The sequence below is a fragment of the Vibrio sp. 10N.261.51.C6 genome, from assembly GCF_041471785.1.
Taxonomy (GTDB): Bacteria; Pseudomonadota; Gammaproteobacteria; order Enterobacterales; family Vibrionaceae; genus Vibrio; species Vibrio crassostreae_C.
This window is the reverse complement of sequence record NZ_JBFRPB010000019.1, coordinates 51000-67010: the sequence shown is the minus strand read 5'-3', so window position 1 is coordinate 67010 and position 16011 is coordinate 51000. Positions and strand designations below refer to the sequence as shown.

The window sequence follows — 16011 nt, the reverse complement described above, 5'->3', positions numbered from 1 at the left end:
TCCTATTTGTTTTGATTTCCAGCTAACAAACCGGAGCACTTACCAAGCTTTCATCCCAACAAAACCTTCTAGGATCTCTTTAAGAGCACCGTCAATTTCGTCATTGTAATCGCCTGTCGCGTTGATTTTTTCGAACAACGCAGGGTTCTGACCTTTGGCATAAGCAATCAGCTCTTCTTCAAAACGGGCAATGTTGTTTAGCTCAACACCGGCCAAGTAGCCTTTCTCTGCTGCGTAGATAACCGTTGCTTGCTCAGCGACTGACATTGGAGAGTATTGTTTTTGCTTCATTAATTCGGTAACACGCTCACCATGGTCTAGCTGTTTGCGCGTCATCTCATCTAAGTCAGAAGAGAATTGAGCAAAGGCCGCCAGCTCGCGATATTGAGCTAATGAAGTACGGATACCACCAGACAGTTTCTTGATGATCTTGCATTGCGCCGCACCACCCACACGAGATACCGAGATACCTGGGTCTACTGCAGGACGTAAGCCTGAGTTAAACAGTTGGGTTTGAAGGAAAACCTGACCATCAGTGATTGAGATTACGTTGGTTGGTACAAACGCTGATACATCACCCGCCTGAGTTTCAATAATAGGAAGCGCCGTTAATGAGCCTGTTTGGCCTTTCACTTCACCGTTAGTGAACTTCTCTACATACTCTGCATTCACTCGTGCTGCACGTTCTAGTAGGCGTGAGTGAAGGTAGAATACGTCGCCAGGGAAGGCTTCACGACCCGGTGGGCGTTTCAATAGCAATGAGATTTGACGGTAAGCAACGGCTTGTTTTGATAGGTCATCATAGATGATCAGCGCATCTTCACCGCGGTCACGGAAGTATTCACCCATGGTGCAACCCGCATAAGGGGCTAGGTATTGAAGCGCTGCAGACTCTGATGCTGATGCCACGACTACGATGGTGTTTTTTAGCGCATCGTGGTCTTCGAGTTTACGAACCACATTAGCGATAGTGGAGGCTTTTTGGCCAATCGCTACATACACACATTTGATGCCAGAATCTTTCTGATTGATGATCGCATCGATAGCTAACGCTGTTTTACCCGTCTGACGGTCACCAATGATAAGCTCACGTTGACCACGACCGATTGGCACCATGGTATCAACCGCTTTATAACCAGTTTGAATAGGTTGATCAACAGACTTACGTTCGATTACACCCGGTGCAATCACTTCTACAGGGTCGAGTCGGTCACAACTCACTGGGCCTTTGCCATCGATTGGCTCGCCTAATGTGTTGACTACACGACCAAGAAGTCCGTTACCTACAGGTACTTCTAAGATACGACCTGTACCTTTCACTTTCATACCTTCAGAGAGGTCAGTGTAGGGGCCCATAACCACCGCACCTACTGAGTGGGTATCGAGGTTAAGTGCGAGTGCGTATTTGCCACCTGGTAGCTCAATCATCTCGCCTTGCATAACATCAGCAAGGCCATTGATTGTGATGATGCCATCACGAACCGATACGATAGTGCCTTCATTGCGAGCCTCGGTGCTCACATTAAATTTCGAGATGCGTTCTTTGATTAGATCGCTGATTTCATTTGAATTTAATTGCATAATTGTTACCTATCTCGCGTGAAGTTGATGAGCCAATCGGTCAATTGATGTGTTTAAAGAACCATCGATAACGGTTTCACCCGCTTTGATGACCATTCCACCCACTAACGTGTCATCAATAACCTGCTTCATTTCAACCTGACGCTCTAATTTCTTCTCAAGTGCAGCTGTTAGTGACGTAACTTGATCTTGTGTCAGCATTTCTGAACTGGTGACAGTGACAGGCACTACACGTTCATGTTCGTCCTTTAGCTCGCAGTACAATTCAAACAGGTCTCTTACAACAGAAAGGCGGCCGTTCTCGGCCAAGACTCGAATGAGATTAATGACGTGGTCATCAACGAGTCCTTGGCAAATATGAATGATGAGGTTTGCCAGCTCTTCTGTTTGGTGTGTAGAAGCACCTTCTGCTGAAGAAATCTGACTAGCGATCGTTTCTTCTTCCGCGACAGCCACAAGAATGGACAGCATTGAGTGCCACTCTTGTAACTGGTTTTCACCTAAAGCAAATTCAAACGATGCTTTGGCGTAGGGATGAGCAATATTGGTGTAATCTGACATATTGCCTCTCCTTAGAGTTCGCTAATCATTTGGTCAACTAGCGCTCGGTTCGTTGCGGAATCTAGGTTTTTGCTAATCAGTTTCTGTGCACTTTGAATTACTGCGTCTGCCATATCTGCCTGAAGTTCACGGCGTATCTTTTGGCGTTCGCCTTCTAGCTCAGCTCTACCTTGTTCTAAGATGCGTGCCTTTTCTTGCTCGGCTTCTTGTTGCGCTAAGCTGATGATTTCATTGCGGCGTTTTCGGCCCTGTTCAATCAGTTCAGTCACATCTTTTCTTGCATCTTCGATGAGTTGCGCGCCATTTGATTTTGCTAGTTCTAGCTCTTTCGCAGCGTTCTCTGAGTGGCGTAAACCATCAGCGATTTCTTTTTGGCGCTCGTCTAACATCGCGGTGAGAGGGGGCCATACATATTTCATGCAGAGCCAAACAAAAATCACGAATGAGATTGCTTGTCCAAACATGCTTGCATTTAAGTTCATACCTTCCTCACTAAATCTTGATTATGTATAAATCGATCTTTCAAAGCGGTTTGATTAAGCCACGGCGAAGATGATGTATAGACCGATACCAACACCGATCATCGGTACTGCATCCACAAGACCCATCATGATGAAGAATTGAGTACGAAGCATTGGAGTAAGGTCTGGTTGACGCGCAACACCTTCAAGGTATTTACCTGCTAAGTTACCAATACCAGATGCTGCACCTGCTGCACCTAAACCGATCAGTAATGCACCTGCTACATATAAAACTGCGCTTACGATATCCATTTGTATCTCCGATAAATAATTTTTTAGTTAAATTTTTTAGTTATTAATTAGTGGTGTTCTTCTGTTGCCATACCTAAATAAACAACGGTCAGTACCATAAATATAAATGCTTGCAAGAATACGATTAATATGTGGAATAGTGCCCAAGGAACACTCAGTGCCCATTGCATCCACCATGGCATTAATGCGATCAGAATAAATATCATCTCACCTGCATACATGTTTCCAAATAATCGTAAGCCTAGTGATATAGGTTTTGAAATTAATGTTATTAATTCAAGAACTAAGTTAACAGGGTATAAAAGAGGGTTATCAAATGGCTGCGTAGTAAGCTCTTTGATAAAGCCTTTCAATCCTTTATTTTTAAATGTATAAGTCAACAGTAAGATAAATACACCGAGTGCCATCGACATTGGAATATTTACGTCCGCCGTTGGTAGATCTCTAAAGTGTTCTAGACCCATTGCACGACTTAATGCTGGTATGAAATCTATTGGTAATAAATCGACCGCGTTCATTAACAACACCCAAACAAAAGTGGTTAATGCCAGTGGCCCTATTAATTTATCCTCCGCTTGAAAAATCTCTTTTACTAGGTTGTTTACAAAATCAAATATCAGTTCGATAAAACATTGAAATCGACCTGGAACACCGCTGGTGCCCTTAGTCACTACGTATCGAAAAGCTCCAATAAACAGTAAACCCGTAATCCAAGATACCAACATCGAGTCGATGTTGAACGCCCAGAAACCATCACCTGTAGTTAAGAAGGTTAAGTGATGCTCTATGTATTCGTGAGCGGTAGTTACTTGATCCATACTACACGTACTCCGATCTTGTAGAGGCAGTAATAAATGGTGTTAAGAAGTACCCAACCATAGTGAGAATATATGCGTACAATATTACTGGGTTATCCAATTTGAAAAACTGGAACGCCAAGATAAACATTAAGAACGTATAAGTTATTTTCACGACACGACTCATTTGCATTAAGTCACGTAAACTATAATTAGGATTCTTGCGCACCTTTAGGCTTGCATATATAAAACCAAACAGCGGAGGTAGCATCGCAATTCCGATACCCAAAGCCGACGATTCCATATCTACTTTATTACCATAAAACACTTCATATAAAACTACACCGACGGCTAATACTACTTGGCAGAGAACAACTCTTTTAGCAGCAACAAGAATGTCACCACTTATCCCATTAAGCCTCATAATAAAACCTTATATTTAACAGTGTAAGCTCATATAAAACACAGTTTGAATATGTCTTGCTACTCGCATTTACTTGTTAATAAAACTTTGCTTGTTAACAAAGAGATAATCTTGCTGGTTTTATATCTCCTGACGAAATAGAACGATATAAACTAGTTCGCTCTCGTTTCGACAAAATATAAACTACGCCTAAAATTATGTGATCAAAACGACAAATATTGATATCAATAATTCCATTTTTGAAATGAATGTTTTTCATTTATGAAAGTAATAGTTCTATCACTTTATTCATGAATATTTCAGATGATTTACTGATAACTTTAAGTATTGATAACTGCTCGAATAAATCAGGGTCAAGCCAAGTGTGTTGAAGGCAATCAATTTATATTTTTCAGACACTTAAATTAACTTTTCATCAGAGGTAGAGTCGGACTCTAGATGTGTTAATTCATCACTATTTGGTTATTTATAGCGAGCAGCGTGCGCTTATTAACGCGGGAATATATATGTTTTATCTATTACTCATGAAGCGTGGAAAAACTGTGTCACATCAATGGTTATCCGCATTTTTGTTACTCATCGAGGTATTTATGGGCGGTTAGATTGGATGGTAAGGGGAAGAATTGAGAGTGTTAAAACCGTTTTTATGAAGTTCAAACTACACTTAAGAGCTTGTTGATAGTGGTTGATGCGGCCAGATAAAGCGTATTTTGAAGCAACAAATGGCAGTGTAGCACTGCCATTTGCTAAACCTTGTTTATGAAGCTTCATAGCTCAGATATTGAATACACAAGTCATGAAAAGCTTGCGCTTGGGGTGAGATAGTACGGTCAGACAGTCGGAATATGCCAATTTGTCTCTGTAATGGCGGGTCGATCAAAGGAATCCACACTAAACGCGTTTCATTGGTAGGGAAGGCCAGTTTAGGCAGCGTGGTTACCCCAATGCCTAATTCCAACACAGAAAACAGAGAAGTAATGTTCTCTACGGAATACAGGGCTTGTTCGCTGAGCATACGTGCAGGTGTTGGATCGAGTAGGGTGCAAGTCCCGTTACGAATGAAGGGCTGCTTTAACAAGGTTTGCCATTCGATTCCTTCCTGTTGAGAGGCGATAGGGTTATCTTTGAGGCACACCACACCGATAGGATCAGAAAGCAAAGGCGTGAAGTCGATGCTCTCTTCTTCTAAATGGGAGCTATTACCGAGGGCAACATCCACCTCGCCAGAGAGTAATCTTGCTTCTACCCCTGCCGCATTATCATCAATCAAACTCACTTCTACATTCGGGTACTGCTCACAAAATGCCCCTAAAACACTAGGGATGAGTTTTGCGGCCACCGAAGGCACGCTCGCTATTCGAACTCTTCCTTGTTGTCCTGCTGCCGCTGCGCGTAAGTCATTGTCTAATGCTTTGTAAACGTTCAGAAATTGAATGATCTTGGGCAAACATATTTCTCCAAAAGGCGTCAGTGTCGATTTGTTGCCTGTTTCAAACAGAGGTTGGCCGAGTATTTTTTCCAACTCTTTTATCGAAGTCGAAAGTGCCGCTTGCGATCGATTTGCACGGTGAGATGCCGCTCTAAATCCACCTTCTTCGACCACCAAAACGAAATGTTTTAACTGTTGTAGCTTGATACTCATGGCGCGAATCCTTCTCTAGCCCTTGCTATACCTTACTTTTTGCAAGGTGATAGATTTTATTTATCAAATGCACAAAATTTACCGTTAGATTTATCAGGCGTCAAGGTGCAGTATTTAACCATCTTGAAACATAGTTGTTACAAAGTTGGATGAAATCGTGAACGCACAAACTAAAAAACACCCAGTAAAAACCTCTCTTTTTGCTTCAAAAGCACCACTAGAGTGGGCAATCGTTAATAACGGCACTCTATACACTGCGCAGATTCCAATCGATGAAACGGGCGCAGTAGTAGAAGGCGGTATTGAAGCGCAAACGCGTCAGACTTTTAACAACCTTGTTCATACCTTGGAGTGTGCAGGCGAATCGATGGATTCTGTGCTGCAGGTTCTGATTTACGTGACTGACCGTGAATACCTGAAAACGGTAAACAGCGTATACGGAGAATACTTCAACGCACCTTATCCAAATCGTGCAGCAGTCGTTGTTGCAGGGCTAGCTAGAGAAGAGATGTTGGTTGAGTTCGTGGTTTATGCATCGGCGTCTCAACCTGAATAAATGGACTGTGAACTGAGGCAATTTGCCAATCAAAGCTGTTTGTCTACGCAGATCTTTACTAATACAAGCGAATAGTTTTACGTCTAGATACAAAATTAATACTTATTCTCTATATCAATTAACAATTTATTAATTAATCCGATGGTTGCCAGACTCAACCGCAACCTAACGTTACAAGGACAGAATGATGACTCACTTACAGAATGTTCAAGCAGAAAACGCACTTTACATTGGCGGCGAATGGCAAGCGGGTGTAAGCACCGTAGCGAACATTAACCCATCAGATATTTCTGAAAATATTGGCAACTTTGCACAAGCAAGTGCTGAACAAGTTCAACAAGCGATTTCAGCGGCGAAACACGCTCAACCAGAGTGGGAAAAAACGCCGATTGAACGCAAGCAAGCGGTGCTTCAAGCGATTGGTGATGAGCTGATTGCCCGTTGTGATGAGCTGGGCACTTTGCTATCTCGTGAAGAAGGTAAGCCTTTTGCTGAAGGTCGCGGTGAGATTTACCGTGCAGGTCAGTTCTTCCAATACTTTGCGGCTGAAGTGCTTCGCCAAATTGGTGACAACGCAGATTCTGTACGCCCGGGTGTTTCTGTTGAAGTGACTCGCGAAGCGGTGGGCGTTATCGGCATTATCTCTCCTTGGAACTTCCCGACAGCAACAGCAGCTTGGAAAATTGCTCCAGCATTGGCTTTCGGTAACAGCGTTATTTGGAAACCAGCAAACCTAACACCAGCAAGTGCGGTCGCGCTTACAGAGATCATCCACCGCCAAGGTATCCCTGCAGGTACGTTTAACCTTGTACTGGGTAGCGGTTCAACAGTAGGTGATGCACTGATCAACTCTAAAGAAGTGAACGGTGTGAGCTTTACCGGTTCTGTTGATACGGGTCGTAAAGTGGCAGCGGCTACAGCGCCAAACTTCGTTCGATGCCAACTAGAAATGGGCAGTAAGAACGCACTTGTTATTGCTGACGATGCTGATATCCAAACTGCGGTTGATGCAACGATTGCAGGTTCTTTCTCTGGCGCAGGCCAAAAATGTACCGCGTCTTCTCGCCTTGTGGTTATGGATAGCATTCACGACCAATACGTTGAAGCACTGATTAAACGTATGAGCGAGCTGAAAGTGGGTCACGCACTGGAAGAGGGTGTGTTCATGGGCCCTGTCGTTGATGGCAACCAACTTGAAGCAAACCTAGGTTGGGTTGAGAAAGCACGTCAAAGCGGCGGTGAGCTGGCATTTGGTGGCGAACGCTTGAGTATGAAGCACGAAGGTTTCTACATGTCTCCAACGCTGTTCTTGAACACTAAGAACGATTGGGAAGTGAACCAAGAAGAAGTGTTCGCACCAATGGCAAGTGTGATTCGTGTCGCTGACCTAGAAGAAGCGATTGCGACAACCAACGACACTCGCTTCGGTCTAACAGGCGGCATCATTACTCAGAGCCTACGTACTAGCGCAATGTTCAAGCAACAAGCGCAGACCGGTTGTGTGATGGTCAACCTACCAACAGCAGGCACGGATTACCACGTACCGTTTGGTGGTCGTAAAGAGTCTAGCTTCGGTCCTCGTGAGCAAGGTCAATACGCGAAAGAGTTCTACACAGTGGTTAAGACGGCTTACCAACGTCCTTACTAATCCACTTTCTAAATAAGAATTGGATAGCTGAATTAACTTCCTAGCTATCCAGCTATCGAATTGGCCTGATTCACAGAGTCAGGCCAACATTCAAACCAAAGCAGCAAACGAACTTAGACAAGTGATTTAACCCATTTTTGAAAACATGTTATTTGAGCGTGTTTTCAAAACCGAGCTAGAACACTGAGCTTTCAATAGGAGTGGTTATGTACCAGCAACGGATTGTTATAGATGGATTGCAATACTGCAATTGGAACAGAGAATATTTCCAAACACTAAAGGCGAGCGGCATTACAGCAGTTCACGCTACCGCGGTTTACCACGAGACGGCTCGTGAAACCTTATCTCGCTTTGCAGAGTGGAACTTAAGATTCGAGCAGAACGCAGACCTTATCATGCCGATTCACTCAATGGCTGATGTCGAGACTGCAAAAGCGACTGGCAAAGTCGGCATTTTCCTTGGTGCTCAAAACTGTTCTCCAATCGACGATGAGATCGGTCTTATCGAAGTGATGCGTAAGCAAGGTCTTTTGATCATGCAACTGACGTACAACAACCAGAGCTTATTGGCGACGGGTTGCTACGAGAAGAACGACACAGGTATTACTCGCTTTGGTAAACAAGCCATCGAAGAGATGAACCGAGTGGGCATGATCATAGATATGTCTCACAGTGCAGAGCGCTCAACACTTGAAGCTATCGACTTGTCTTCTCGTCCTATTTGTATCAGCCATGCGAACCCGACGTTTGCTCATGATGCACTACGAAATAAATCAAACGATGTAATTAAAGCTCTAACCGCACGCGGCGGCTTAATCGGATTCAGCTTGTACCCATTCCACCTACCAAACGGCAGCCAATGTACCTTGGAAGATTTCTGCCAGATGGTTGCGACTACGGCTGACATGGTCGGCGTAGAGCACCTGGGTATTGGCAGTGACCTATGCTTAAACCAACCTCAAGCCGTTCTTGAATGGATGAGAAATGGTCGTTGGTCGAAGGCAATGGACTACGGTGAAGGCTCTGCAAACAACTCAGGTTGGCCAGATGCGTTGCCTTGGTTCTGTGGTAGTGCGGGTATGGAAAACATATATAACGGATTGATGCGTCATGGTTTCAGCGAGTCTGAAGCTGGGCAAGTCTTGGGAGAAAACTGGTTTAACTTCTTGAAAGATGGCCTAGAGCCTCAAACCAAGGGTTAACGGTTTCTCGCGAGCCATCATCGAATTAGCAGCCTTCTAACAAACGTTCAATAAGCAAGTGCTGCTTAAACCAATTTCACTATTCAAAAGGAACAACGGTCTATTTCGCAACGCGGTAACCCAAACATGGATTAGCCTGCCCAACACAAAAAACAATAGGGCAGGTGTTAAATACACCCTTGTAGTCATCATTCAAATGACAGCTGCAAAGAAACCTCTGGAGTCAGAGTATGTCTGATTTAACCAATAGCGTGAAATCTTCAAGCTTAAATGCGGGTCAAGCACACACAACAATTAATGCAAAAAGCAACACAAACGAGTCTGAGTCTACGTCAGACAAATTAGGCCTATCCAACCCAGCACTTTGGTACAGCGGCGGTTTTATCGCTCTGTTCGTGGCACTTGCTCTATTTGATGGCGAGCTGTTATCAAGCCTAGTAAATACGGGCTTTGCATGGTCTGTAAAAGTATTCGGTCCTTACTGGCAAATGCTTCTTCTTCTGACTTTTCTTATTGGTCTTGGCCTGGCGGCAGGGCGAACAGGCAAGGTTATCCTAGGCGGCATCGCTAAACCTGAAATGGACGGCTTCCGTTGGATGGCGATCATCTTCTGTACGCTACTGGCAGGTGGCGGTGTATTTTGGGCAGCAGCAGAGCCTATTGCTCACTACGTTAGCCCACCACCATTGTACGGCGCACAAGAAAACGCACAGCAAGGCGCGGTGAATGCTTTATCGCAATCCTTCATGCACTGGGGTTTTCTAGCATGGGCCATTGTCGGTAGCTTAACGTCTATTGTGGTGATGCACCTTCACTACGACAAAGGCTTACCGCTTAAACCTCGTATTTTGCTTTACCCAGTTTTAGGCGAGCGAGCATTGAAAGGTCACACCGGCGCATTGATTGATGCATGTTGTATTGTCGCAGTAGCGGCGGGCACCATTGGTCCTATCGGCTTCTTAGGCTTGCAAGTGAGCTACGCACTGAACGCACTGTTTGATATTCCTGATGGCTTCACGACGCAGCTTATCATCATCCTGTTCGCTATCGTTCTATACACATTGTCGGCATTAAGTGGCCTTAACCGTGGAATGCAAATGCTAAGCCGTTACAACGTGATTCTGGCAATGGCATTGATGGTCTACATCCTGATCTTTGGCCCTACAAACTTTATCTTTAACGGCTACATTCAAGGTGTAGGCAGCATGATCGATAACTTCATCCCAATGGCGACATACCGTGGTGACGAGGGGTGGTTGAGCTGGTGGACAGTATTCTTCTGGGGTTGGTTCTTAGGTTACGGCCCAATGATGGCAATCTTCATCGCACGTATTTCACGCGGTCGTAGTATTCGCCAATTGGTATCAACCATTAGCTTGATTGCACCGTTTGTTACTTGCTTCTGGTTCACAATTGTTGGCGGCTCTGGCCTTGCGTTCGAAATCGCAGATCCAGGCAGCGTAAGTAAGGCGTTTGAAGGTTTTAACTTACCAGGTGCGCTACTGGCGGTAACTCAGCAGCTACCAATGCCAATGCTTATCTCAATTCTGTTCTTGATCTTAACCACGATCTTCATCGTAACGACCGGTGACTCAATGACTTACACCATCAGTGTGGTGATCAGTGGTGAGACAGAACCGAATGCAATTATTCGTACCTTCTGGGGTGTGATGATGGGGGTAACAGCGTTAATTCTGATTTCCCTAGGCTCTGGCGGTATTTCAGCGCTGCAATCCTTCATTGTTATCACCGCGGTACCGGTGTCCTTAATCTTGTTGCCATCACTTTGGAATGCGCCTCAAATCGCAATCAAGATGGCGAAAGATCAAGGCTTATAAAAGATCAATGCCGGTATAAAGAAGAAAATGTAGAGATAAAGCTCTCTAAAAACTGAAGATAAACAAGGTGTGAGCCTTTGAAAGAAGGCTGATACAAGATTCCGGAAGGAAGATAAAAACCGTACTGGTGAAGATACACCGGGCGGCACGTATTTAGGTCAATCGATCTAGTCAGGACAAATAATAAGTGGCGAGTTCGCTTGCCTCGATAATATCAATAACGATTAAAAACGTGAAAGCTAACCAACATACTGTCGCTATATATGCTTCAAAAGACAGCAACGATCGGTTCTGAATGGCTAGCAAAATCCTATAACTATAAGGTGGTGAGCAAAATGGATGCACATCGTTCTACCTACACTGAATCAGCACTACGTGACGCAACGGTCGTCATGGCACCGGAAAGACTGGGTGCTATGCACCAAACACGCATCAGCTTCGTAAGAACTCTGATTCGTAAAATGGCGCAACAGCAATGGAAAGTGACTAAGCATGAGTGGCAACTAGACGCTCGAGGTTTTGGTCATGTTATCTATAAGCTTGAGACGCCAAATCATGTTTATCATTTGGTTGTTTTCTGCGATGAGATTGCAGACGACGAACGAAATGACCGTGTAATTGCTGAAAAGTGGGACGTAACGTTTGCTCTGGTTCTTGGTGATGTTGATGTCACCCTACTTGAGAGACTTCGTGCGAATGTACCGCTACAAGAAGCAGGCCGTAACCCTAACAATGTGCTTGTTTTAGCGCGTGCCAACAAAAGTGTACGAGTGTTTGAACATATTGTTAGTCACTTGGCTAAAGGTGTTCAACCAACGCCAAAAGAGCTAGCGGAAGTTGGCTACATCCTACGAACCACAGCGGTTTATGGTAATGGTAAGTTTGGTATTGCTGACTTTAAAATCTTGGAAAAGAATCCAGATTTTAATCAATCGTTCAGTGCTCAAATGTGTGCTGTTTATATGCTGCGTGAGTTCAGCCTAGATTGGGTTCATTACCTAGCGGAGCAACAAGGCGGTGAACAAGCGATTACCTTGCACAGAGGCTTACAACGCTGCCTAGGTGTGGGTAATGCCACAGGTTTAGGTATGGCGCCATATCTGATTAACCACCCAAGTATTGTCGATCAATGGATGACAACCCGTGAGCATGCATTAGCTGACGTGTTAGCTAATCACACGGATACGGCATTGATTGAGCCCCTACGTACATTAGTTAAAAAAGCGATTTGTCATTTAGAACAAGTTGTTACCATCAATGAAAATCAGCAAGAGTTGAACAAAACCGCTGTTGATGAGTTGAAACACGCAGAACAGTCACTAGAAGCTTCTGTAAACCATTGCGATACATGGGCGCAGTTAGTTGAACAATCTAAGCACATGAGTATGGAAGCCCAAGAAATCCTTATCTCATGCTTGATGGAATTGTACCCAGAATTAGTGGACGCCCATCAAGAGCAAATGAATTGTAGCGAAACACTCTCGCTTCCTAGTGGCAAAAAGATCCAAGACCTATTGGTTGTGTTAGAAGAAAAGTACCGTTGGGCGATCACGACTGGCTTTACGAAAGCAGAAAATAACTACTGGTTCTGGTATCGCTCTCAGGACAAAGAAGAGCCAAGGCTCGGTGTTCGAGGCGAGGAACTCGGCGAAGAGCGCGAACTGCCGTTGGATATCGGCCGTCAAGCTTACCGTCTGTACCATGCTTTATTGCAATTCGCGCCAGAGCTTTCATTGGCTGAATTCCTTGTTAAACAACCGCAGCATCGTGCCATTGCGCGCCGTGTGTGGACGTTAGGTAACAAGGCGATGGGCGACATTCAAATGAACGTGCTGCACCAAGACTCGCCACCAATGCATTTGCTGCGTTGTAAGCTAGCGATGTTTGGAGCGACTAAGTTTGATCCTCGCTCAGACCGTTGGGTACGAGTGACGTTTTTCCAAGGTGCACCGTTGCTTGATGAAATTCATCAGGACGAATGGGTGTTCCCAATCTTACCAAGTGAAGCGGAGATCGCTGACTCAAATAAAGTTCCTACACATATCAACGCTCAACATGGAGGTAAATCGTTATGATCGTTTCTCACAATGAACTGGTAGCGGCCGTTAATAAAGCCTTTATGGGTATGCGTCGTACATGTGGTGAAGCCGATGTGATAGCGAACATGGTGGCAGATTTACAAATGGTTGGCTTGGATGGTGTTCGTCATTTTAACAATGCGAGCAACTTTATGGGGCTAGAAGACGATTGCCCTGTAGACATCCAAGTGACAAGCGACAACACAGTTGAAGTGGACCTGCACAAGGCGAGCTTAGCGTGTCATCTTCCTGTGGTGATGGATTACGCCATTGAAAAAATGGTCGGTAAAAAGACGCTGAAAATCGAGCTAAACAACTGCCATAACCGTTGGTTAGCGTACAGTGAGCTTGTAAAACTGGCAGCGAAAGGCATCGCATGTACCGCACGTTGGGATAATGGCTCAAATCCTAAGAGCACCTTGTATGTGCTTAACCGTGGTTGCGTTGCACCAGAACTGTTTTTATCAGATTTGCCTCTGGCATCGGACGATCATATCCACAATATGACCATCGAGCTTTCCGTCCAGGATTTCGATATCGAACGTTTGTCAGATGGCTACCAAACACACATTGAATCGGAAGCGCTTTTTAAAACTCAAGAGAAGGCGTGGAACGAGGGCATTGAAGTTGACGATGGAGAGTGGGGCGCGTTGAAAGAAACGGCGACGGCTATCCTTGTTGAAAACAGCCAACGTTCAATTCAAGGTGCAGGTGAGCTCGAGGCTTCTTAGCTTTGTTTTATAGAGCTATAAGTTACAGAAGCTCAGTTTATAGATCTTTGGCTTATAGAAACTAAACCTATAAAGCCTGAGCTTGTTCAACCTAAAAACCTCATTTACAACAGATAAAACCAAAGAGCTTAACGTATCCTCACCTCGTTAAGCTCTTTTTATTTGTGTCCCACTTTTGTTCTTCTTCTCAATAGATCACATCTTAAACTCTCTGTTTTGACACAAGTTGTTACGCGTATAAAGCTAATTTGGCGATTTAATGAAGTACCTTCACATTCAGGTTCAACAAACGGTTTCATTTACAAGCTAGTATGCGTATCTTGCTAACTACGGTGCCAAAGGGTGCCATTTTTATTCGTACCAATGACTTTAGAATCAGATAAAAAGGAATGAAGCGTGCAAGCTAACTTTATTGATGGAGCCACCCTGTACCGTCAGCACTCTTTCGAGTTGCCACTTGATTATCAAGCCAAAGATGGACAACAGATCCAAGTCTTCGCACGTGAGCTGGTTGATCTCGCTAAAGATGAGCAAGAGCTGCCGTGGTTGATCTACTTTCAAGGCGGCCCAGGTTTTCCTTCTCCACGGGTGAGTGGTCAATCGGGTTGGCTAAAGCGTGCATTACAAAACTACCGTGTTCTGCTTCTAGACCAACGTGGTACTGGCAACAGCACGGTTATCAGCCATGAAACTTTGGCGCATTTGTCTCCAGAACAACAAGTCGAATACTTAACGCATTTCAGAGCGGATAACATCGTTCGTGACGCTGAAGCGATTCGTGAACAGTTTGGTATTAAGCAATGGTCGACGATTGGTCAAAGCTTTGGTGGCTTCTGTACACTGAGCTATTTGTCACTGTTCCCACAGAGCTTGCAGCGTTGTTATGTGACGGGCGGCATTCCTTCTATTGAACGAGAAGCTGACGATGTTTATCGTGCGACTTACAAGCGTGTAGAAGACAAAAACAGAGCTTTCTTTGCTCAGTTCCCACAAGCACAAGCTATGTGTCGCGAGATCTCTGATTACCTGCTCAACAACGATGTGAGACTGCCAAACGGTCAGGTGTTCACAGTTGAACAGTTCCAGCTAATAGGTATTAATCTTGGTGGCGGCGAAGCAAACCTTCCAATGTATTTCACACTGGAGAGTGCGTTTGTTGAAGTGAACGGTAACAGACAGCTGAGCTACAGCTTCCTAAATCAAATGCAGCAAGAGCAGGGTTACTTAACTAACCCAATTTACGCAATCTTGCATGAATCGATTTACTGTCAAGGTACAGCGTCTAACTGGTCTGCACATCGTGTTCGTGAGCAGTACCCACACTTCAACTACCAATCGGGCAGTGAGTTCTGGTTTACTGGTGAAATGGTGTACCCATGGATGTTCGACCAACTTGAAACGCTGAAGCCACTGCGTGAAGCCGCGAACATGTTGGCTGAAAAGTCGGACTGGGGCACTTTGTACAACGCAGAGCAGTTGAGCAAGAATACACTGCCAATGGCGTGTGCCGTTTACGCCGATGACATGTACGTTGAGTTGGATTACAGCCGTGAAACATTGGCGAACATTCCTAACTCGAAAGCGTGGATCACCAATGAATATGAACACAATGGCTTGCGAGTAGACGGCGAAAGGATTGTCGATAAATTGATGACGATGGTTGAAGCGTTAGAAAATCTGCCAAAGTAATCAAGCTATTTGCACTAGAAACAAGATGCGTTAGAAGCTTTCTACTTTAGAAACTATCTACGTTAGAAATACGATACGCCAGAAACAAGAAAACGCTGCACCCATGCAGCGTTTTTTTATGTCATCGAACTATTCGATTTAAGGAACTAGGAGGGGTAGCCCTTGAAGCCATTAAGGTTGGATGATGATATCTTGATTTTCAGTGGTCGATAAGCTGGCGCGGTTCTGTTCGATAAGCTGAGCCGCATAAGAGGGAGTTACAGCTTGAATTTCGCCTTTTGAACGAATCGTTAATGCTTCCCACGCATGATCACGGTATTTGCCTGTTTGTGTATATTCAATAAGTACTCTCATGATTCTTCCATCCGATGTGTGGTTAACGTGCTACTAACATTAGCGCCATTATTGTGGTTACACACCTGTTAAAAATGGAACATAAGATTAACCAAATGAGAATGCGTGTAACTTGAAAAACAGACCCAACTGCACTT

Annotated in this window: 15 protein-coding genes; 7 read left to right on the top strand and 8 right to left on the bottom strand. The window is 44.5% G+C overall.

Annotated features, from left to right (window positions below; all coding sequences use genetic code 11):
* Nucleotides 1–39: 39 nt before the first annotated feature.
* From atpA to AB4375_RS04615, 7 genes are all read right to left on the bottom strand, one after another.
* Entirely contained in the window at nt 40–1581 is a 1542-nt protein-coding gene (gene atpA, locus AB4375_RS04645) for a F0F1 ATP synthase subunit alpha (protein WP_104216112.1), read from the bottom strand.
* 9 nt (nt 1582–1590) lie between these two features.
* The gene (locus AB4375_RS04640) at nt 1591–2142 is read right to left on the bottom strand and encodes a F0F1 ATP synthase subunit delta (RefSeq protein WP_017060840.1); all 552 of its coding nucleotides are present in this window, start codon (nt 2140–2142) and stop codon (nt 1591–1593) included.
* 11 nt (nt 2143–2153) lie between these two features.
* Nucleotides 2154–2624, bottom strand: a complete 471-nt coding sequence (locus AB4375_RS04635) for a F0F1 ATP synthase subunit B (RefSeq protein WP_017068483.1) — start codon at nt 2622–2624, stop codon at nt 2154–2156.
* Between the two features lie 54 nt (nt 2625–2678).
* Nucleotides 2679–2915: a F0F1 ATP synthase subunit C gene (atpE, locus tag AB4375_RS04630; protein WP_004730405.1), complete on the bottom strand. Its 237-nt coding sequence runs from the start codon at nt 2913–2915 to the stop codon at nt 2679–2681.
* A 47-nt stretch (nt 2916–2962) separates the two neighbouring features.
* Nucleotides 2963–3733 carry a F0F1 ATP synthase subunit A gene (atpB, locus tag AB4375_RS04625; RefSeq protein WP_017060838.1) on the bottom strand — a complete coding sequence of 257 codons (771 nt, stop codon included), beginning with the start codon at nt 3731–3733 and terminating at the stop codon, nt 2963–2965.
* A gap of 1 nt (nt 3734) precedes the next feature.
* Nucleotides 3735–4136 (bottom strand): ATP synthase subunit I, encoded by a 402-nt coding sequence (locus AB4375_RS04620; protein WP_372051103.1) that lies wholly within the window; start codon nt 4134–4136, stop codon nt 3735–3737.
* Between the two features lie 757 nt (nt 4137–4893).
* Nucleotides 4894–5778, bottom strand: a complete 885-nt coding sequence (locus AB4375_RS04615; protein WP_372051102.1) for a LysR substrate-binding domain-containing protein — start codon at nt 5776–5778, stop codon at nt 4894–4896.
* A gap of 157 nt (nt 5779–5935) precedes the next feature.
* Between AB4375_RS04615 and AB4375_RS04610 the strand changes: the two genes are divergently transcribed.
* From AB4375_RS04610 to AB4375_RS04580, 7 genes are all read left to right on the top strand, one after another.
* Entirely contained in the window at nt 5936–6334 is a 399-nt protein-coding gene (locus tag AB4375_RS04610) for a RidA family protein (RefSeq protein WP_017060835.1), read from the top strand.
* A 187-nt stretch (nt 6335–6521) separates the two neighbouring features.
* Nucleotides 6522–7982 (top strand): aldehyde dehydrogenase family protein, encoded by a 1461-nt coding sequence (locus AB4375_RS04605; RefSeq protein WP_017060834.1) that lies wholly within the window; start codon nt 6522–6524, stop codon nt 7980–7982.
* A 206-nt stretch (nt 7983–8188) separates the two neighbouring features.
* Nucleotides 8189–9184 carry a membrane dipeptidase gene (locus tag AB4375_RS04600; RefSeq protein WP_017060833.1) on the top strand — a complete coding sequence of 332 codons (996 nt, stop codon included), beginning with the start codon at nt 8189–8191 and terminating at the stop codon, nt 9182–9184.
* A gap of 230 nt (nt 9185–9414) precedes the next feature.
* A complete protein-coding gene (locus AB4375_RS04595) occupies nt 9415–11022 on the top strand; it encodes a BCCT family transporter (RefSeq protein WP_372051101.1) in 1608 nt (535 codons plus the stop codon).
* A gap of 263 nt (nt 11023–11285) precedes the next feature.
* Nucleotides 11286–13097 (top strand): hypothetical protein, encoded by a 1812-nt coding sequence (locus tag AB4375_RS04590; protein WP_372051100.1) that lies wholly within the window; start codon nt 11286–11288, stop codon nt 13095–13097.
* A complete protein-coding gene (locus tag AB4375_RS04585) occupies nt 13094–13831 on the top strand; it encodes a DUF3726 domain-containing protein (RefSeq protein WP_372051099.1) in 738 nt (245 codons plus the stop codon). The genes AB4375_RS04590 and AB4375_RS04585 overlap by 4 nt, the downstream gene beginning before the upstream one ends.
* 396 nt (nt 13832–14227) lie before the next feature.
* On the top strand, nt 14228–15520 hold the full coding sequence (locus AB4375_RS04580) for an alpha/beta fold hydrolase (RefSeq protein ID WP_372051098.1): 1293 nt from the start codon (nt 14228–14230) through the stop codon (nt 15518–15520).
* A 171-nt stretch (nt 15521–15691) separates the two neighbouring features.
* Here the strand turns inward: AB4375_RS04580 and AB4375_RS04575 are convergent, their stop codons facing one another.
* Entirely contained in the window at nt 15692–15874 is a 183-nt protein-coding gene (locus AB4375_RS04575) for a hypothetical protein (RefSeq protein WP_372051097.1), read from the bottom strand.
* Nucleotides 15875–16011: the final 137 nt, after the last annotated feature.